This is a genomic window from Acetobacter tropicalis (assembly GCF_030644465.1).
GTDB classification, from domain to species: domain Bacteria; phylum Pseudomonadota; class Alphaproteobacteria; order Acetobacterales; family Acetobacteraceae; genus Acetobacter; species Acetobacter tropicalis.
Genome location: NZ_JAUYUW010000001.1, coordinates 908,060 through 928,358 on the forward strand (window position 1 = coordinate 908,060; position 20,299 = coordinate 928,358).

A 20,299-nucleotide genomic window follows, 5' to 3' on the forward strand; every position below is an offset into this window, starting at 1 on the left:
ATGCTGAACATGAGCCGTCCAGACTGGCGCGAACGTATCCGCGCGGGTCGATCTCTGCTGCCTGATATCGATCCGGTGAACCCGGTTCAAGCAGCCCAGGCGGTAGAGTTTTTCGATAGCTTGCGCCTGCCGGATGTCGGTGGCACGCCGCTGCTGAAGGATGCAAGTGGACCATGGTTTCGTGAAATCGTTGCCATGCTGCATGGCTCGTTGGACCCCATGACCAATAAGCGGCTGATCCGCGAACTTTTTCTCCTGGTCCCAAAGAAAAACTCCAAGACCACCTATGGCGCGGCCTTGATGCTGGTTTCCGTGCTTCTTAACACGCGGCCAAATGCAGAATTCCTGATCGTGGCCCCGACGAAGCAGATTGCGGATCTCTCCTTCAAGCAGGCATCCGGTATGGTTCTGCTTAATCGTGAACTAAAAAAGCGCTTCAGTTTGCAGAACCATCTCAAGTGCCTGACCTATTTGCCGACTGGCGCAACCCTGACCATCAAGGCGTTCGACACCAATGTTGTGACGGGGGTGAAGCCAGCCGGAGTCCTGGTGGATGAAGAGCATGTTATCGCTAAAAGCTCTGCGGCCGATAGTGTCATGATCCAGTTGCGCGGGGGTATGATCAGCCAGGAAGAAGGCTTCTTGGCAATCATCACGACACAAAGCGATGAGCCGCCGCGTGGTATTTTCAAGGCTGATCTCAAGCAGGCTCGCGCCATTCGTGATGGGGCATCATTCTATAAAGATGAGAATGATGAAGAGATCCCGGTCGCCAATGATGTGTTGCCGGTACTTTACGAGTTCCCGGAAGATGTCCAGAAGCCGGCCAAGGTTCTGGGTGAACCTGCGCCCTGGGAAAATCCTGCCATCTGGCCCATGGTATTGCCCAACCTTGGCCGCCCCATCACTGTTGAGCGCCTGAAGGCAGATTTCGACAAGGCCAAGAGCAAAGGCGTGGAGGAACTGGCCAAGTGGGCTTCCCAGCATCTTAATATCGAAATCGGGATTGCCTTACGGGATGATCGCTGGGCGGGCGCGGATTTCTGGCAGTCCCAGGCGCGTCAGGATCTGACGCTGGATGCGATAATTGAGAGATCTGAGGTTATCGTGGCCGGTATTGATGGCGGCGGCTTGGATGACCTCCTGTCCCTGTCCATCCTTGGCAGAGAGGCTGGAAGCGATGTTTGGATGCATTGGCAAAAAAGCTGGGTAACCAAAAAGGGAATTGAACGCCGCAAGCGCGAGGCTTCCCTTATGGATGATTTTGTTAAGGATGGTGACCTCGTCATTGTCGATGAGGTTGGTCCTGACATCATAGATCTGGCTGAGACGGTCGCTGACGTTGATCAGTCTGGCAAATTGTATGGCGTCGGTCTGGATCCGCAAGGGGTTGCTGACATTGTTGCTGCACTTGACGAGCGAGGCATCCATCGGGATGAGCGTGTGCATGGCGTGTCCCAGGGCTGGAAGCTCACAGGGGCAATCAAAACCGCAGAACGGAAACTTGCTGGACGTACTCTGATCCATTGTGGGCAGCCCATCATGGCATGGGCAGTCGGAAATGCCCGTGTGGAAGCGAAAGGAAATGCCGTTGTCATAGAAAAGCAGGCCGCAGGTTGGTCAAAGATAGACCCTCTTATGTCGCTTTTCGACACAGTAGTGCTCATGTCTCTCAATCCAGTCGTCCAGGGGAAATCTTGGTGGGAGAATTGATCTCCTCAATCATGAAAGGAAAGACCGAAAAATGGGGTTCTGGAAACGCCTGTTCGGCATCGGTCATCAGGAGCGCGGTGCCCGTATAGGACCGGCTGAACTGTTCCGGGATCTCTTTGTGGGCCGCCCAGCGAAATCCGGAGTTTCCGTTACTTGGGAAAACTCATTGGAAGTCACCACTGTTCTGGCGTGTGCGCGTGTCATAGCCGAAGACGTAGCGGGTATGCCCCGTGGCGTTTATAAAAAGTCTGGCCCGAAACGTCTTCTTTTTTCAGATAGTCCGCTCCAGGCACTACTTGATTTTCCGAATGACTGGCAAACAGGAGAAGAGCTTGTCGAGCAACTGACAATGCATGCCGTCCTGACTGGGAACGGTATTGCAGTCAAAAACCAGGTGAAAAATCCTATAACAGGTCTTGTGGAGATCAAGGAACTCCTCCCACTGCAACCGCGCTGGTACCGTATTGAGCAGGATGACCAGTGGAACGTTGTGGTGAAGGTCACTTTGCCAGATGGCGGCGCTCCCATGCAGTTCTCGGCATCAGATCTTCTGATCGTACGCGGCCCGTCCTGGAACGGCTTTGCTGGTCTGGATATTGTCCGGGCCGCACGTGAAGCAATAGGACTCTCTGTGGCGCTGGAGGAAAGCCATGCACGGCTCCATAAGAACGGGGTGCAGGCATCTGGCGTATTCTCGGTGAAAGATCAACTGAGCGATGACCAGTATAAGCGGCTGAAAGCTGCAATTGAATCTCAGCATACTGGCCTGGAGCAATTCAGTCCGATCATCATGGACCGTGGTGGAACGTTCACCAAAGTCACGATGAGCGGTGTGGATGCGGAGCATATCGCCACCCGGAAAAATCAGGTCGAGGAAATCTGTCGCACCATGCGGGTGTTTCCCATGATGGTGGGGCATAGCGACAAGGCATCAACCTTTGCCTCGTCGGAGCAGTTTTTCCTGGCGCATGTCAAATACTCACTTCTGCCGTGGGTAAGACGGTGGGAATCATCATTCCGGCGGGATCTGATCGGAAGATCTGCTCCTAATGTGTATGTCAAACACAATGTGGCGGCCCTTGAGCGAGCGGATATAAAAACCCGTTATGAGGCCTATCAGAGTGGCATACAGGCAGGCTGGATGCTGCGCTCCGATGCCCGTGAACTGGAAGATATGCCGCCCGTGTCGGGTCTGGATCGGCCCGTGCTGCCCATGAACACATCAGTTCTGGATGCCCAGGGTAATCCGATCAGCAACAAACCGGCCGGTAATAGCTGATCCCAGCATTTTTGAGGACAATATGAGAGTTCCTTACCTTTCCACACGGTCAGGCGCTGGAAAGCCCTGGACGCGTGAGTGCAATCTGCGCTTCGACTGCCGCAGCATTGCTGATGATGGCACCTTTGAGGGCTACGCATCAGTTTTTGGCGTTCTGGAGACCAGTTACGGCACGCAGTTTGCGCCCGGTGCGTTCTCTGCCAGTCTCGCCGCCAGCAAATCAGCCGGCACAATGCCCAAAATGCTCTGGCAGCATGATTGGACGCAGCCGATCGGTGTTTACACCGAAATGTCGGAAGACAAGCGGGGCCTTCTCGTCCAGGGGCAACTGATCCTGTCTGTTCCTCAAGCAAAAGCAGCTTATGACCTGCTGAAGGCACGGGCGATTGATGGTCTGTCGGTCGGGTTCATCATCAATTCGTATGAATATGACGCCGATGATGACGTGATGACAATCACGGAGGCTGATCTATGGGAAGTCTCCATTGTCACCTTTGCGGCCAATCCGGAAGCGCGGGTCGGCAATGTGCGCAATGCGGAGAATATCCGTACAGAGAGAGATTTTGAGAGGTTCCTTCGGGAGGAAGGTGGCTTTTCAAACAACCGGGCGAAGGCCATTGCCTCGCGTGGTTTCCGGGCAGCAGACGCCCATCGGGATGATGGTGCGCTGGACAGCGGGATCCTTGAGGATCTTGAAGCCCTCAGACAGACATTTTCCTGAATTTTTTCCAATCTGGAGCAAAAAATGAGTTTGAAACGCAACCTGATGTCTGGTGGCGCACGTCTGCATGTACGCGGCGCTGGGTCCAGCTCCCCTGATAACACGACTGATGTGCGCAGTCTTCTTCAGGGTATCCAGCAGGCATTCTCCGAATTTCGGCAGCAGAATGACCAGCGTTTGCAGCAGCTCGAACAGCGCGGCACATCAGATGTTGTCACGGAAGAGCATGTCCAGCGTATTGATGGGGAAATCCGGCGTCTATCTGATGCCCTGACCGAGATTTCTACCCGGTCCGGTCGTCCCGGCCGTCCGGGAGGATCGTCTGGTCAGGATCCTGTACAGGTAGAATATCGCACTGCATGGGATCGCTGGGCGCGTCGTGGCGAGCGAGAGCATGAGCTGCGGGATATTGAGCGGCGTGCCAATACCACCCAGACAGGAGAAGATGGTGGTTACCTCGTCCCTGACACGGTGGACCGCAATATTCTTGATATCCTGGGCGATCAGAGTGATGTCCGTTCGCTGTTTACGGCCATGACAGTGGGGGCTGATAGTTACAAGCGCCTTGTCGGGCTGCACGGAACAAGCGCAGGTTGGGTCGGAGAAACTGACGCTCGCCCTCCAACAAATGGCCCTCAGTTTACCGAGGTTGAGGCGACATTTGGTGAAATGTATGCCAACCCGCAGATTTCCCAGCGGCTGCTTGACGACAGTGCTGTCGATCTGGAGGCCTATATCGGCAATGAGCTTGCTCTCGCGTTCGCGGAGAATGAAGCTCAGGCTTATCTGTTTGGTGATGGTGTCAAGAAACCAAAAGGCCTCTTTTCCCAGCCAACTGCCGCAGATGGTGACAAAACCCGCACGTTCGGGACTTATCAGCTCCTGACCAGTGCAACAGCGGGAAGTCTGGGCACCAATGCGGCTGCATCAGACAAGCTGCTGGACATGATCTACGCGACCAAGAGCACGCTCCGGCAGGGGGCAACCTGGTTGATGAACAGCACTACAGTTTCCGCAGTTCGGAAACTGAAAGATGGTCAGGGCAACTATCTCTGGCAGCCATCATCTCAGATCGGTGAACCGGCAACGCTGCTGGGGTATGGCGTGAACGACATGGAAATCATGCCGGATATTGCAGCAAGCGCTATCCCCATTGCGTTCGGCAATTTCAAGCGGGCCTACATGATCGTGGACCGTATTGGCATCCGGACGCTTCGGGATCCCTACACCAACAAGCCGTTTGTTGGGTTTTACGCCACCAAACGCACCGGTGGGATTAGCCTGGACAGCCGTGCTGTGAAGTTCTTGCAGATCGCAGCATCCTGATCTGTCTGACGGCCTCTTTCGGGAGGCCGTTTCCATGTCTGGAGTAGGAATATGTCTGAAAAACCCCGGAAACTGTCGTCAACCGAAAAACATGATGAGCGCCTCAAAAATGCCCGTGCGGTTGAAAAGCTTCGGTATGACCTGGAAAAAAGGGGGCTCTCCCCCTCAGAAGCCCTCGTGGCAGCGCGCCATACGGTAAAGAGCCGGAATACTACCTCATCCAGTATGCCGGAACAGGAAAAGCCAGAGCAGGAGCGGGATAATGGCGATAACGATCAGAGTGGGGGCACCGCCTAATCAGGTGCCGCTTGCCTCCCTGTCTGACCTCAAATCAGACCTCAAAATCACTGATGATACGCAGGATGCGGATTTAACCCGCAGGCTGCTGGAAGCCTCCAGCGCTGTGTTGGCCTATATCGGCCGCCCCATCCTGTCGTCAGACTGGCGGGACATCATGGATCTGCGGCAGGATCAGCCACGCATCAGTTTGGTGTTGGGGCGGTATCCTGTCACGGCGCTCAAGGTTGTATCCATCAACAGCACGGCCATGGGCGGTGATGATCTGATCAACGTGTTTAATGCCATGGATACCTCCTGCGGTATGCTCTATCCGCCGGATGGTGGCCCCGCTCTCTGGCATCCTGCCCGCTACGTTGTCACCTACACGGCAGGCTACAGTCCACCAGGATCTGATGGCACAGGGGGCACCATCCCGCTGGAGATCCAGCGGGCCATCCGCATCACGGCGGCAGCGAGTTGGCATGGTGGCGACCGAGACCCAAATCTTAAATCAGAATCAGAGCAGGGTGTCGGATCCACGTCATGGGTCGCAACGGCCTCTGGCACAGGCGGCCTCCCGCAGGATGCTGCCAATCTGCTGGCCGGGTATCGGTCTGGTGGTATCCGGTGAGCTACCGCACAGAGCGCCGCCGCCGCCAGATCAGCGCCAAGGGGCGTCAGATGGTGCTGAGCAGCAATGGCACCAGCGTGACGCTCAAGGCGTATTCTCCGCCTCCACAGGCAGCCGAGATTCAGGATGGCGTGGCAAAGGCGGCATTCGTGGTCGAGATCATGGCTGATGAGGTGAACGCCCAGGGCCTGACGCCTGCCGCTGACATGGAGATCACGGACGGCCCGAAATTCTACACGCTGACCGATGCCGTGCCGATCTATGACGGGGCGACCCTTTGCGGCTGGCGGCTGATTGCCGCAGGAGGCCAGTAATGACGAGCGATGCCGTCTGGAATGACGCCTTCAGCCGTGCCACGGTCGTCTGTCAGGCCAATGGCCTCCAGCTGATTGACCCTCTTGTCGCCAAGGTGGCTGACCGCCCGGACTGTTACTGGGTGCTGGATATCGCAAGCTCGGTCTCTGACCGGCTTGGCATGGGCGAGGCAGCGGACGAGGAAACCGGCCAGATCATGCTGCACCTGATGGTGCGCAAGGCGTCCGGCATCAACACGCCCACGGCGCTGTCTCATGTCAAAGCCATGAGCACGGCCTTCCGGGCCTCACGCATCAACACACAACCGCAGGGCTGGCCGGCAGGCCTGTTCTATCGGGGACAGAGCAATGTCCCTCCCAACCTTGATGATACCGGCAACTGGTACGCGCTGACCCTCATGGTCGATTACACCTATCAGGATGCCTTGGAGCAACAGCCATGAAGTTTTTCCCTCTCATTGAAACAGCACCCGGATCCGGCAAGTTTCTGCTTGCCAGCGCGGCGGTAGAAGCGGCCAGCACCACGGCTGCCCTGGCTCTGATCGCGCCATCTGTTGGCGCAGGCCTGCGCTATGGCGCATGGCTCAATCGTGAGGTGCGGGGCCTGCCGACTTTTACGCCCGCACCGGCCGAAGAAACCGGAAAAAGTTACAAGGTGCTGGCGGAAATCGGCGGGGCGGACCAGCCGTTCATCCTGACCGGCTCCGTGCAGACGTCCCTGCCGTTTGACGCCTCCCTCATGTGTCTGGCCATGCAGCAGGGTGCAAACTTCCGTTATGGGCTGATGCCTGTGGATGAGCAGCCTGTCGCTTCCCCGGAAAGCACAAGCGGCACTGAGAGCTCCGGCACGCCCGCCAGCAGCTAACCGGCGTTCCACATCGCCCTGATCTGTCAGGGCATCGTTTCCCGATACAGGCCGCCATGTGCGGCCTTTTTTTATGAGGTGACCTATGGCGTTCACTGGGGCCACATCCGGCCTGGCGGCAGGCGCACAGACCAATGACACGCGCATGGATTTTGCGCTGGAGACACTCTACGCCACGCCGCCAACTGGCAACTATCAGGCGCTGCGCATCACGGGCGAGACGTTCTCACGCGCCCAGACCACATCCCGCCCACAGGAAATCAATGACCTGAAGCAGGTCTCGCAATCTGTTGTCACGCAGGTGCAGGCTTCAGGAACAATCTCCGGGGCGCTGTCCTCTGGTACGTTTGATGACCTGATCGGCGGTGTCATGGGGGCAGACTGGGCTGGTGTGCCTATGGGAAGTATCCCCCCCATTACGGCCAGTGCAGCACAGTTGATCCAGATCTCGTATAATCAGGCCAGCAATACAGGACTGGATGCAATCTGGGCGCATGACACAAGCGGCGCAGGGCTACCTATTTTCAAATCGTGGCCAAATACAGGCTACGTGATCATTTCTGATCCCGTGAATAAAGTATCTCTTTTCGCTCAATATATTGGGCAAGCCAATGAAAATTCGACCCTTTTGTTTGCTAAGGGGGCATTTGCATCCGTCTATGGTCTGATTGGAGACAAAGGCAGCAATGATATGCTTGACCTGTCTGCGCAGACTTCAGTCAGGCCGCTGGACATCTTCAATTCCGGTCTCGACAAAACTTTCACCATCCGCAAGAAACTGCTCGGAAAGTTCCTGCATTATCCGGGCAGCCTTATCACTCAGGTGCAGATCCAGTTGCAGCAGGGCCAGTTTGGCACGATCAGCATGGATGCCATCTGTGCGGATGAGGTCAAATCCGACACGGACATCGCCAGTTCGGTTCTGGCTGCTCCTGGCGGGAAGGTCCACAACACCGTCAATAACTTTCTTGGCGCCACCATCAACGGGCAGGCTCCGGCCGGGTGCGTCACCCAGTTCACCTGCACGCTGGCGCGTGATGGCAACGGGAATGATTATGGTAACGGCCACGCCAGTGCCTGCGGTGTGCGCACGGGACAGTTCACGGCATCCGGCAGTATCGAATTCTATTTCCGCACATGGGATGAATATGACGCCGCTCTTGCTGGTACGCAGGGGCAGATTGTTGTCAAATCCGTTGATGATAGCGGCAACGGTTATGCCTTCATGTTCACCAATGCCGCGTTGCGGAACGCCAAGATCAACACGTCCGAGACCAACCAGACCGTGAAGGCTTCCTTTGATATCGAAGGCAATCCCACGGAAGATGGTGGTCCCACCTTCGCCATTTTCCGCCTGACAGGTGTTGCCGCGACCGGCTCCTGATCTCGCCCTTTTTCACCATAACTGGCCGCTGCGTGCGGCCTTTTCTGTTTCAGCCCCTCATATCAATCAGGAAAAATGACCATGGCAAAAGCTGCCCGTTACATGCGTGATGAATCTGCTCTCGATAATGGCCAGGCCATTGATGTCGGTCCCGAAGGGGACAAGTTCACCATCACCACACGCGGTTTCACCACCGCCTATATTGACCGTCTGGCTGCCTTGCAGCGCGCGGCCGCCATCCGGCTCAATACCGGTCTGCCGCCTGCCTCCACGGATCGTGTCACACCGGACACCCTGCCGCCATCCGTCCAGGACGAATGCCAGGCTCAGGCGCTGGCTGAAAAATGCCTGCTGGATATCTCCGGTCTGGAAAACATGGACGGCTCCCCCATGACCATTGAGCAGTTCAAGGCCGCCATCCTCAAGCGCGCCAATATGGGGCTGCTCGTGCTGGCTCTTCAGGCCGCAGGCAGTGTTGGCATGGCCAGCAAGGCGCTGCTTGAGGATGCGGAAAAAAACTCTCAGCCGCCCTCTGCTGGGTGATGATGGATGCGCCCCTTGTCGCAAAATATCAGGGGCGCGCCATACCGGATACGGACTGGGAAGCGCTGGATGCCCAGTCCCGTTATGTGGCGGTAGAGCCCTGGCTGATCACGCCCTGGCGCTGCTGGAACGAGCTGGCGGGCGAGCGTCTTCATACACAGGATGTCTTCGGGGGCGGCATGGGGGCTGTTCGTGGCATCCCACGCCCGCAGGAACTCCCCTATCGGGCCGTGCAGGAATGGTGTGACCGCAACCGCCTGTATGGAGAAAACCGTGAGTTCGTGATCGCCTGTGTCCGTATTCTGGATGCGAATTTCATCAGGCTGAGCACCATCCAGATCAAGCAGGAACTCAAAACCATTTTCGGGAAATAGGTCATGGCGAATGGTGCAATGTTTGCGCGCTCCGTGCGCCTGTTTGCCCGAAAGACCCTCTCTCCGGAGGCTCTGTCTGCCCATCTTGCCACCAGGGCCATTCAGATCCGTGATGATCTGATTTCCAGCCATCAGGCTCCTAACGCCTACACCACCTATGTGGACGGCCAGAAGGACGCACGGGAAGCCGTTGTGCAGCCTGATGGTGTGATCCTCTATCGCTTCCACTATCTGCCGCAGGCCACGCTGCTGGCGGTAGAGCAGGCCATGCGCCTGTCTCCCGTCCGCTCAGGCCGCTTTCGGCGCGCCTGGTGCGTGGTGGTGGATGGCCGGGTCTGGACGCAGGATCTCGCCCGCATCCCGGCCGGGAGTGAGGTCATGGTGCTGAACCCGGAGCCTTACGCCCGCAAGATCGACACGGGCGGCATGAAAACATCAGTGCCACCCGGCATTGTGGAGGCCACACGCCAGATCGTGCAGCGCCAGTATCCCAACATCAAGGCGGAACGGAAGTTCGTCACCATCCCGGCCGGTGTCATTCCTGGTGCACCGTGGATCCTCCGCCAGAACCACGGCCGCAGCAGATCGCGCTCGGCCGGTCAGCCCATTACCTATCCCGCCCTTGTCCTGAAGGAAAAAGTCTGATGCCCAATGAAGAGTCTTTGCGCATCTCGTACGCCAGCAATGTTGCAGGACTAGTGGAAAAGGATGCGGCTGCCCTGGAAAAACTGGGGGATGTTGCAGAAGTCACAGATCGGGTCATCAAGAAAACCTCTCAGACGGCCGACGGTGTGCAGCGTAGTAATGATGCAGTGGCACGTTCCACACGCACTCTGGAAACCCTGCTGAGGAAGCGGGCAGAAGCTGAAGAGGTGATGGCCGACGCCATTGCGCGGGGCGAAAAGACAGAAGAAGACCGCCAGCGCACTCTGGCCGGGCTGGACCAGAGAATTGAAAAGGCGACACAGAGTCTTGCCAAGGCGGAAGCGCAATGGTCCGCCTATGAGGTGGCACAGAGTGAAGCTGCAAAAGGAGGATCCTCGGCGGCACTGTCCTTTGACACTCTGACGGCCGCTCAGTCTGCCCAGTTGCTCAGCATGCGGGATGTCTCCGCCCAGTTTCGGGCTGGGCAGATTACGGTGCAGGACTATCGCGCGGCACTGCGTGACATTGCAGCCTCGTACGCCACACTTGGCACTGCCGCTGAGGCAGCAACCCATCAGATGGCCTCTGGCCTCCGGTCGCACATTGACAACCTGACCGGTGTGTCATCCGGCTCGGCCGACACATCGGATAAACAGGCTGATTTTGAAGCGGCCGCTGAAGCTGCTGACAAACTGCGTGCCAAATGGGTGCCATTGGCCCGTGCGGAACAGGATTATGCAAAATCCCAGCAGGAACTGAATACACTCCTGCGTGCGGGCATTCTCGATATGGGCGAATATGAAGCCTCCATGGCGCGGATCACGTCCGCCTATCAGGCTCAGAAAACGGCCATTGTCTCCACCGCCCAGGCGCAGCAGGATGCGCTCCGCACGCAGAACGAAACCACTGCCGCAGGTGCTCAGGGCAAGATCAATGCCTGGGCTGGTGTGTCCACACCCGAATATGGTCAGTCCGATGCGCGGCAGGCCGATTTTGAGGCGGCCGCGCAGGACGCAGAAAAACTGCGTGCCCAACTGGTGCCGCTGGCGGCCGCCCAGCAGGAGTATGCAGAGGCGCAGGAGAAAGCGGGCGCGGCCCTGGCAGCCAACATCATCTCCCAGCAGGAGTATGATGCCTATGTCGGCAAGGCCAGAACCACGCTGGACCGGCAGACGGCGTCTCTGTCCAGCAATGCTGGTGCCGCAAAACTGACCGCGTTTGAGCTTGGTATCCTAGCTGATGAAGCGCACAAGTTTTTTGACCAAGTCCTCGCTGGTGGAAACGCCATGCAGGCAGCCTTTTACCAGGTACCCAACATGGTGCAGATCATGGGCGGGTTCAGGGCATCCCTGACACGGGTTACAAGCGCCCTGATCGGCCCAGGCGCGCTGGTGGCTGGTCTGGGTGCCGGTGTGGCGGCCATCGCCGCCCTGGGCTACGCCTCGGAGAGCGAGCAGCAGCAGCTTGCCCAACTGAGCACCCACCTACGCGCCACCCGCACGGATTACGCGGACATGGCGACGGCTGCGGAAAAAGCCGCCCGCAGTCTGCATGAGTCTGATAGTGACCTCTCCCTGTCAGACAGCCGCACGGCCGTGCAGACCATTGTCTCCGTGCCAACCGTGGATAGCAGCCAGATTGAGCGTTACATGACGGACGCCCGCAATCTGGCCGCCGTCATGGGGCAGACTGTGCCAGAGGCCGCCAAAACCATGGCGTCCGCCTTGCAGGATCCTGCCAAGGCGGCTGAAGAGTTTGCCCAGCAGGGCATGCCCGGTTTCAACGCTGGTCTGGTGCTCATGGTCCAGCATATGGAGCAGGCAGGCAACCGCACGGGTGCTCTGAATACCGTTCTTAAAGTGCTTGAACAGACCACGAAAAATGCGGAAGAGCAGGCGCTTACACCGTTTCAGGCATCCCTGAAAGCCCTGAAAGACGAAACCGGCGGCGTGGGAGACGCCGTAGTCTATTCCTTCCAGCATATGGGCGATGGCATTGTTGGCATGGCCACGGCCGGGATCAATGCCCTGACGGACCTTATCGGTCTGGTGGAGCAGATCCCTGGCAAAGTTGAATCTGTTGCAAGCGGGATATGGGACACGGTCAAGGAGGGCGGCTCGTGGCTGGAAAATGGAGTGGAACGTGGTCTTGATACTGTCGGGGCCACCGGTCTGTCGTCCCTTATGGACCGGGGTTATTCTTCTGATCCTGTCTTTTCTATGCCCACCAATACCAACGCCACAGGTGTATCTGGTGGCAGTCAGACATCGGCAACAACGGCTGCGGTAGAGGCCCAGACGGCAGCGACCACAAAAAACACCGCAGCCTGGGAGGAAAACAGGAAGGAAATTGACGCCATGGCTGGAACGGATTCCAGTCTGGGCGGCCAGATTTCCGATCACCAGCGCAAAATTCAGGGCCTTACGACTGCTATCTCCAAGCTGAAGGCGATGGGGCCGATGCAGTATGATCCTAAAAACCCTGAAGCCTACAATGCCACACTGAAAAACCTGACCGGCCAGCTTCAGGCTGAGCAGGTTGCCCTTGGTGGGTTGCGTGGGCCGTTTGCGGATCTGATTGAACAGCAGGACCGCGCTGCCCAGTCTGCGGCAGCTCTGACGGGCTATGACAGGGCCATGGTGGAGGCATCCCAGCAGGCGGACGATGCTGCACGCCAGCTTTCGGGAGGTCTGGCCTCAGCCAGCGAAAAAGCACTGGTGCAGGCTGCTGCTGCCCGCACTCTGGCAGCAGAATACACAACCGGCACGGCCGTCATGCAGCGCAATACGTCCCTTCAGGGGCAGATTTCTGATGCCTGGTCCAGAGGTGGTGCTGCTGCGGAGCATGCGACCAATTATGTGCAGGCATATACGGATGCGCTGGATCATTACAAGGAGGGTAGTACCGCCTTTGCGGAAGCTGTTGGGAAACGGACAAAAGCCCTTGATGAGCAGTATTCTGCTGCACAAAAGGTTCAGTTGGCACAACAGACTTATGCAAATGACAATCAGGTCAAACTGTTTGAGGCAGAGACCGACACGATCGGCATGAATGCGGATGCCCGCACCAAACTCATCAACCGCATGCAGGCCGAACAGGAGCAACTGCAAAAAGGCAATTCCCTTCAGGACGAGTCCGTGCAGAAATATCTGGAAAGTGTTGACGCACTTTCAGATGCCACGGCTGCTTACCAGCACCATCAGCAGGTGGTTCAGGATGTTACCGGCAGCCTAGAGAATATGACCGATCAACTGACAGATGGTGTCACGCAGGGATTCTTGCAGGGTACATCCAGCGGCATGTCTTTTAAGTCTGTCCTCAAAGGAATTGAGGTGCAGATTGCGGCCATGATCGTAAAAATGGCCCTGATTAACCCGCTTCTTAATAAGATTGACGGTGGCACTCGCACCACTCTGGATGACGTCAATCAAATGTTTGGGCAGCAGAGCGCTGGGTCTGGTGGTGGCCTTAGCAATGATCAAGTCCAGCAATATCTGAGTGATAACGGATCCTCCAAAACTGGGGACTCCGGCATGTCATCCAGTGATGAGATGAGCTTGTTTGGCAACACAGAAAGTCATGCCGGTCTCTCCTCATCGGGTCAGGCTACAGCCTCAAATGGCATGAGTGTCAGTGATATTCAGAATCTTTTCGGGTCTGGCTCATCCTCGTCTGCCAATGCGTCTTCCGGCTTTGGCTCCGTGTCAGATATGTTTTCCGGCAATGGCGGCCTGATGTCGGATAGTGGGCAGGATACAGCCAGCACCGCAGGAGGGGTAATGTCTCTGGCCGGGGGAGTGATCGGCGGTCTGGCCGCAGGGTATGGCCTTGGCAAAAAGGCATCCAATCTCACCGGCGGCGGTCAGGGTGGCAAAATCGGTGCGGCAGTGGGTGCTGGTATTGGCACTGCCGTTGGCACCGTATTTGGTGGGCCTGTTGGCGGCATGATCGGGGGCACTGTCCTGGGCGCAATCGGCGGTATCATCGGTGGCCTGTTTAACAAAACCCACCGTATATACGATAGCGTTATCGGGTCAGATGGTCAGCTTGCCATTGGTGGCACGCGCTCCAAACATGCAAAAGACGATGTGACCGCAGGCCTCACAACGGATCTTGCCAGCGTCAATGCCACATATGCCGATGCCGGGATTACCGTGTCTGATGGCAGTTATGGGGAGGTGGGGCACTACCACAAAGGGAAAAAACACCGCTCCACGGCTCTGACAGACCTGCTGCCCAACATCACACTGCAAAGCGATGATGCCAACGAGAACCTTGCTCTCCAGCAGTTGATGCCCAAAAGCTTTGACAGTGTCAGCAGCTATACGCAGGCCATTGATAGCATCAAGCAACTGGCGGATACGCTGGATGCCCTGCATGTGTCTGTCGCCAAATTTGACGATCAGACGCATATCACCGTTGGTCACATCAGTGGCTACACGGGGGACCTGGGCAAGGTGCTTGCCGGGTTTGATGGCAAAACCATCTCAACCGATGCTCTGCAAACCCAGATCAGCACCCTCAAGGAGCTGCTGGATATCACCAATAACGGGGCACAGAGCCTTGTTGGCCAGGTGGCGGATCTGCGGGATAAATACCAGCAGGCAGCAGACCAGGCCAAGGCCTACGGGCTGGATTATCAGGTGATCCTGGACAAGGGCAACGCCGTGGCCCAGCAGATGCTGGACGCGGAAAACACCAAACTGACCCAGTCTGACCAGTCCGTGCAGGGCAGATACCTTGCCGCGGTCGGGGATCAGGAGGGTGCGGATCTGGTCAATTTTGACGTGTCAGCCGATCAGCAGCGCCAGAGCCTGCGGGATGAGTGGCGCAGTTATCTGGGGGACAGCTATGCTGACAGCCAGACCTATGCTGCCCAGATGGCAGACCTGGACAAGACGCTGGCGGCCGAGCGCCTCAAGATCCAGACCACCTATGCCGATCAGGCGCTTGCTGCCCAGCAGCAGGCGGCACAGGCAGCAGCGGAAAAGCAGGCGGAATATCTCTCCGAGGCACAATCCTCGGTGGCGTCTGCCTTTTCCAGCCTTGCGGATTATGTGCAGGGTCTGGGCACGTCCGATGCCTCGCCGCTGTCCGTGCAGGATCAGTACAAACTGGCCAATGATAATTTTGACACGGATTATCAGGCAGCCATGGGCGGGGATTACGATGCGCTGACGCGCCTCCAGTCAGAGTCCCAGACAGCTCTGTCCGTCGATAAGCAATGGCTGGGCTCCGGCACGGATTACAGCAAGGCCTATCAGGACATGCTGACCAAATTGCAGGACATCGGCAATCTGGGCGCTGACACCTTTACGGCCAGCCTCGCCAAGCAACTGGCGGAAAAACAGGTGGACACAATGCTCCAGGTCAAAGCCGAAATCAAAACTATGAACGCGACCCTGCAACAGTTGATCCGGATGCAGGCCGTGGGCGCAAGGCAACAAAAGGCAGCATAAAATGGCAGTTATCCGCACGGTAGAGCTGGACATTGTCCAGCCTGCCGCTGGCACGCTTGCGGCCACCTATGGCCACGGCACGCGGGCACATGGCACATTGCGCCGTCATGCTCATAATCCAGAGGCCACGGACACCATCCGCTACTCCGATTGTGGGTATGTGGATGAGGCTGGCATACCGTATCCGCCTTATGTGACGGATGCGTTTGCGCTGGACCGGGGCCTGACCCTGACGGCGGATGCCATGGGCGGTGCGCTCTCGGCCGGGTCCATCACGCTGGCCAATCCGGGTGGCGTGATGGACAGCCTGCTGACCACCCGCGTCAATGATCATCTGCCGGTACGGATCCACACCGGCAGCAAGATCTGGGATGGCGTGCGGCGGGTTTGGAAAGATCCTGCCAGCACCAGCCTGCGGCCTGTGTTTGCCGGTCTGGGCAAGAGCTGGCGGCCGGACCGCACATCTGTGGTGATTGACCTGCTGGACGCCACCTACTGGCTGGAGGGCAGCATGCCGGTCTCCGTCTATGGCGGGGCAGGCAAACTGGATGGAGACAGTAACGTGGCAGGCAAGGGCATGCCACGGATCCGGGGAACCGTGTGCAATATCACGCCCGTGCTGATTGATAGCGTCAATTATGTCTATCAGATCTCGGATGGCCCGGCCTCCATCACGGCGCTGTATGAGGGCGGGTATCCGGGTGGCATCGCCTCGGCTGGTACGGTGGCGGATATCTATGCCTCCAGCCCCAGCCCAGGCACCTACACCGTGCAGACCGGGTCCGCTGGCACCTGGCTGCGGCTGGGCACCAAGCCTGTGTATGGCATCACGGTGGATGCGGTAGGCAAATTCCGCTCCGGGGCCGCACCTGCCAACGTGCTGGATATCCTGCGGCAGATGCTGCTGGAGGATCTGGTCATGCCTGCGGCGTATCTTGATGCGGCATGGCCGGCCACGTCCTCGATCGCGCCCTGGCCGGGTGGGTGGTATTGGGATGGGTCAGCAACCATTACCGGCAAGCAGGCGGTCAGCACGCTACTCAGCGGGCTGTGCATCACCCTGGTGCCAACCCGCACCGGCACGCTGCGGCCCATCCTGCTGACAGCGCCGGATCCATCTGCCACGCCGGTGGCGGAGCTTAATGCGGATCTGATCACGGAGATTGCCGCCGCAACACTGGACAGCTCGCTGGACCCGCCAACATGGCGCTGGCGCATTGGCTGGCAGCACAATTTTACCACTCAGACCACGGGCTCCAATCTGCACCCGCAGGCCCCGGCCGCGCGGCAGGCCATCATCGCGGTGGCGGATCGGGCGGCCATCTGGTGGTCTCCAGACATCAAGGCATACTGGCGGGTACCCAATGACCCGGCACTCGTCACCACGGCTCTGGCCCGCCAGACGGATGCCACCCTCATTGCGCAACGCCATGGAGCGCTCTGGGGCAAGCAGAGGCGTCTCTGGGCGGTCACCATCCCGCAGGATCTCGCCTGGGGAATTGATCTGGGCTCTGTGGTTGGCATTTCGGCCCCGGCACCGGGGCTGGAAGACAGGCAGCTAGGGCGAGTAGTGAGCGAGCAGATCCGCTCAACCGAGCAGACCGTCACCTTTCAAATACTGGTTTAAACTCAATGGAAAATTGTGGACTGGGCTGGGAGAACCGCGTGCTCGACGCGGCGCTCACGGCCTCTGCGCAGGTCTCGGCGTTGCCGGTGGAAAACCTGCGCAACCAGCAGGGGGCGGCAAGCCTTGGCTGGCGTGTGCCAGGCACAACGGCAAAGCTGACCATCAGCCACCCGCCTGCTGGCCCCTGGCGAGCCTTTGGGCTGTTTCGTACGAACCTGACGGCCGGGGCCAGCATGACTGTCTCCGTTCTGTCCGGCGGCAATACGGTCTGGCAGGGCACGGCGCAGGCGGTGGCCAATGGCCAGATCCTGCTGGTGGCACCCACGGCCGTCACGGGTGATACGGCCACTATCATTATTAATGATAGTGGCAATCCAGACGGGTTTTTATCCGTGCCACTGGCCTACGCTGGCCCCATCTGGCAGCCAGTGCGCAATTACAGCACGGAGAGCACGGCAGACCGCACGCTGGGGCAGGACAGTGTCACAACCCTGGGTGGCGCTGAGTTTGTCTCGGCCCGCTGGTATCAGCGCAAGCTGAGCATTGCCCACCAATCTTATGGCGATGCGGACACCGTTGTCCTGGACAGGATCCTGCGTGTGGCGGCCACCGGGCAAAACATCCTGTTTTTGCCGGACCCATCCGCCACTCCGGCTGATCTTGCGGCAAAGGCGCTGTTTGGCCGCCTGAGTGGCAATGATCTGTCCAATCCCTTTGGCGCTGCTGACCGGCATGCCCTGACTTTAACCCTCACGGAGCGCCTGTAATGGCACCACAGCTTGGCAACTATGTCCTGGAGACAGCCACAGCGCCCGGCACGGGCAGCTTTACCCTCAATGGTCCAGCCACCGCCAGACGCAGTTTTTCGGCCGCCTTTCCGGGGGGCGGATCTGTCTTTTACTTTGCCGACGATGGGTCCAGTGCCGAATGGGGTATCGGCACACTCACAATCGGTACGCCCAGCACGCTCTCGCGCACCACCATCATTGGTACCACAAGCGGGGGCACATCAGCTCTGAACTTTGCCGGTGGCGTTGAGGTCTATAACGAAATTCCTTCTGAATATCTGCCAATTTTCGGTCAGGATGGCTCTCTTATTTTACAAAAAAGCCTCACCGTAGTCGGCCCGGTGCATGTCGGGTATGGCTCCGGTTGGTTCGGCGGGACCAATACAGGTGATTTCCGTTGGACGGCTGCCCTGACTGTTGGCAATCCGTCCAATAGCGCGAATTCCGCATTTACTTGCGGGATGCAGATCACGGACGTGATTGGAGATCCAGATAATAACCGCTCCGGGATGAATTTCCTGGGCTATAATTATCAGGGCAAACGCTATGATGTGTATGTTGCATGGAACGGAAACATCACGACTGTTAAAGGGCCTGTTGCTTTTCAGTCAGATGTCGCCAATGTCCAGGGCAATCTCACCAATGCCCAGTCCAGTCTGCAAGCCAATATAGATGGCAAGGTCAGCAAGGGCGGGGATGCCATGTCAGGGGGGCTTACCATCAATGCCTCCGCTGGCCTGACTGTCAACAATGGCTATATGACCGGATATGGCACATGGGGCGGCAATCTTGGCACTGCGGGCAATAATCCGTGGGCTGGGCAGTTCATATCCAAATACAATGATTCGTATTCCGGCGCATCCATCTTCTGCCACCGCACGTTGGTCGGATCGTACGAATACGCCTCATTGCAGGTTAAGGGGGCAGATGGAAATTGGCATGAATTGCAGTTCCGCTCCAGCGATAACCGTCTCTATACTGCCAGCGGCAATGTGTTTGCCCTGACATCAGAGATCCCGACGGATATTTATTCGGGCACATCATTCAATCATGATTTTTCCACCAGTGATGACCGGATCATCAACCTGCCATATGGCAATATCCTCCAGTGCTTCCGGGTGGATAACGTCTCATCCGGTCGCATCAGCTTCCCGCAGGCGTTTTCCGGTGCGCCACAATCCATTCAGGTGCAGGCCGTCACAGGCGGCGTGATCGCGCATTATCACTGCGTCTGGGAGCCTGATGCATCGGGTTTCACGCTCAATCTCTACGGCTCTTATGATGCCATTTATGTTCAGGCAAAAGGCAAAAGATAATCATGACAGAAACAGCTTTGACGGGTGCGGCCCTGATCGCCTCTGCCTATCCGGCCCGCTACTATGCACAGTATGACAGGGCAGCCACCGGCATCACGCTTGTGACCAGTCTTGTTGATACGCAGGCTGATGATGCCCGGATCAACGCCCTGCCAGCAGCAGCCGATATGATCGCTCTCACGCCAGCGCAGTGGTCTCTGGCGCGGGGTGCCCCGTCTATCCATGTGCAGGATGGCAAACTGCTGCATCCGGCACGCTATTATGCCAGTTTTGATCTCTCGGCCGCACAACCCACGCCGGTGCTGGGCTGGTACGATACCTGGGCCATGAGCAACGTTGCCAGTGTGCCCGCGGCCACAGACATGATTGCAGTCTCTGCCGGGGATTGGGCAGATATTACCACATTCCGGAAACCGAATGGCCGGGGCGTGCAGGATGGCGAGATCGTCGACTACACGCCACCCATTCCGCTTTCGGTCCAGGCGCAGACAGAGCTGGCTTGGATCCAGCAGCAGGAATCCCGCGCGTTTGTCCGGGGCCAGAAATTCACGGCCGAGATGCTGGCATATGCTGATACGATTGAGGTCATTGCTGATGGCACGGACACCACCAGCACAAAACTGCCGGACAGGCCGGCAAATATCATGAGCTGATACAGCGTCCTGCTGTTGTTTCTGCCGCCCGGTGAGGCGGCTTTTTTTATGCCTGCGGAAAGGGCACAGATGCCTGATACCAATTATCCGCCCGGTGATCTGATCGGCCGGGGTGAGTTTGCCATGATGGATGGTCGCATGCGGACCCTTGAGAGCGACATGGCTCTGGTCAAGGCCAAACAAGACGAAGCAAAATCAGACGTTGCCAGCATCAAAAGCGGCATCGCCACCATTCAGGCGGAGCTTAAAACCATGCGCGGCTGGAGGCAGTTTTTGATCACCGGCGGCATTGGTGTCGGCTGGGGGCTTGTCCAGGGCATCATGCATCTGCTCGGCTGGGGCAGCGCTCCATAACTTGCGAGTTTGCGCACGTTCGCAAATT

18 protein-coding genes and 1 pseudogene are annotated in these 20,299 nt (G+C 57.8%); all 19 read left to right on the top strand.

Annotated features, from left to right (window positions below; translation table 11 throughout):
* The 19 genes and pseudogenes from QWU00_RS04080 (at position 1) to QWU00_RS04170 (ending at position 20,271) form a co-directional block, all read left to right on the top strand.
* A complete protein-coding gene (locus QWU00_RS04080) occupies positions 1-1,713 on the top strand; it encodes a terminase large subunit (protein WP_035382316.1) in 1,713 nt (570 codons plus the stop codon).
* Positions 1,714-1,744: 31 nt separating this feature from the next.
* Positions 1,745-2,992: a phage portal protein gene (locus tag QWU00_RS04085; RefSeq protein WP_052051552.1), complete on the top strand. Its 1,248-nt coding sequence runs from the start codon at positions 1,745-1,747 to the stop codon at positions 2,990-2,992.
* 22 nt (positions 2,993-3,014) lie between these two features.
* Positions 3,015-3,713: an HK97 family phage prohead protease gene (locus tag QWU00_RS04090; RefSeq protein ID WP_052051553.1), complete on the top strand. Its 699-nt coding sequence runs from the start codon at positions 3,015-3,017 to the stop codon at positions 3,711-3,713.
* A gap of 24 nt (positions 3,714-3,737) precedes the next feature.
* On the top strand, positions 3,738-5,039 hold the full coding sequence (locus QWU00_RS04095; protein WP_052051554.1) for a phage major capsid protein: 1,302 nt from the start codon (positions 3,738-3,740) through the stop codon (positions 5,037-5,039).
* Positions 5,040-5,090: 51 nt separating this feature from the next.
* Positions 5,091-5,336: a hypothetical protein gene (locus QWU00_RS04100; RefSeq protein WP_035382317.1), complete on the top strand. Its 246-nt coding sequence runs from the start codon at positions 5,091-5,093 to the stop codon at positions 5,334-5,336.
* Positions 5,302-5,949: a head-tail connector protein gene (locus QWU00_RS04105; RefSeq protein WP_150395608.1), complete on the top strand. Its 648-nt coding sequence runs from the start codon at positions 5,302-5,304 to the stop codon at positions 5,947-5,949. The genes QWU00_RS04100 and QWU00_RS04105 overlap by 35 nt, the downstream gene beginning before the upstream one ends.
* Positions 5,946-6,263 (top strand): hypothetical protein, encoded by a 318-nt coding sequence (locus QWU00_RS04110; protein ID WP_035382318.1) that lies wholly within the window; start codon positions 5,946-5,948, stop codon positions 6,261-6,263. The genes QWU00_RS04105 and QWU00_RS04110 overlap by 4 nt, the downstream gene beginning before the upstream one ends.
* Positions 6,263-6,706: a hypothetical protein gene (locus QWU00_RS04115; RefSeq protein WP_035382319.1), complete on the top strand. Its 444-nt coding sequence runs from the start codon at positions 6,263-6,265 to the stop codon at positions 6,704-6,706. Before QWU00_RS04110 ends, QWU00_RS04115 begins: the two co-directional genes overlap by 1 nt.
* Positions 6,703-7,128, top strand: coding sequence for a hypothetical protein (locus QWU00_RS04120; RefSeq protein ID WP_035382320.1), 426 nt, complete (start codon positions 6,703-6,705; stop codon positions 7,126-7,128). Before QWU00_RS04115 ends, QWU00_RS04120 begins: the two co-directional genes overlap by 4 nt.
* Positions 7,129-7,161: 33 nt before the next feature.
* Positions 7,162-8,512, top strand: a pseudogene (locus tag QWU00_RS04125) (phage tail tube protein).
* Positions 8,513-8,593: 81 nt separating this feature from the next.
* A complete protein-coding gene (locus QWU00_RS04130) occupies positions 8,594-9,055 on the top strand; it encodes a hypothetical protein (protein WP_035380096.1) in 462 nt (153 codons plus the stop codon).
* On the top strand, positions 9,055-9,429 hold the full coding sequence (locus QWU00_RS04135) for a hypothetical protein (protein ID WP_052051342.1): 375 nt from the start codon (positions 9,055-9,057) through the stop codon (positions 9,427-9,429). Before QWU00_RS04130 ends, QWU00_RS04135 begins: the two co-directional genes overlap by 1 nt.
* Positions 9,430-9,432: 3 nt before the next feature.
* On the top strand, positions 9,433-10,074 hold the full coding sequence (locus QWU00_RS04140) for a hypothetical protein (RefSeq protein WP_052051343.1): 642 nt from the start codon (positions 9,433-9,435) through the stop codon (positions 10,072-10,074).
* The gene (locus tag QWU00_RS04145) at positions 10,074-15,533 is read left to right on the top strand and encodes a phage tail length tape measure family protein (protein WP_304651024.1); all 5,460 of its coding nucleotides are present in this window, start codon (positions 10,074-10,076) and stop codon (positions 15,531-15,533) included. Before QWU00_RS04140 ends, QWU00_RS04145 begins: the two co-directional genes overlap by 1 nt.
* 1 nt (position 15,534) lies before the next feature.
* Positions 15,535-17,160 carry a hypothetical protein gene (locus QWU00_RS04150; protein ID WP_035379091.1) on the top strand — a complete coding sequence of 542 codons (1,626 nt, stop codon included), beginning with the start codon at positions 15,535-15,537 and terminating at the stop codon, positions 17,158-17,160.
* 38 nt (positions 17,161-17,198) lie between these two features.
* On the top strand, positions 17,199-17,927 hold the full coding sequence (locus QWU00_RS04155) for a hypothetical protein (protein ID WP_238706733.1): 729 nt from the start codon (positions 17,199-17,201) through the stop codon (positions 17,925-17,927).
* On the top strand, positions 17,927-19,264 hold the full coding sequence (locus QWU00_RS04160) for a hypothetical protein (protein WP_052051258.1): 1,338 nt from the start codon (positions 17,927-17,929) through the stop codon (positions 19,262-19,264). Before QWU00_RS04155 ends, QWU00_RS04160 begins: the two co-directional genes overlap by 1 nt.
* Before the next feature lie 2 nt (positions 19,265-19,266).
* The gene (locus tag QWU00_RS04165) at positions 19,267-19,917 is read left to right on the top strand and encodes a hypothetical protein (protein ID WP_238706732.1); all 651 of its coding nucleotides are present in this window, start codon (positions 19,267-19,269) and stop codon (positions 19,915-19,917) included.
* 69 nt (positions 19,918-19,986) lie between these two features.
* Positions 19,987-20,271: a hypothetical protein gene (locus QWU00_RS04170; protein WP_150395740.1), complete on the top strand. Its 285-nt coding sequence runs from the start codon at positions 19,987-19,989 to the stop codon at positions 20,269-20,271.
* Positions 20,272-20,299: the final 28 nt, after the last annotated feature.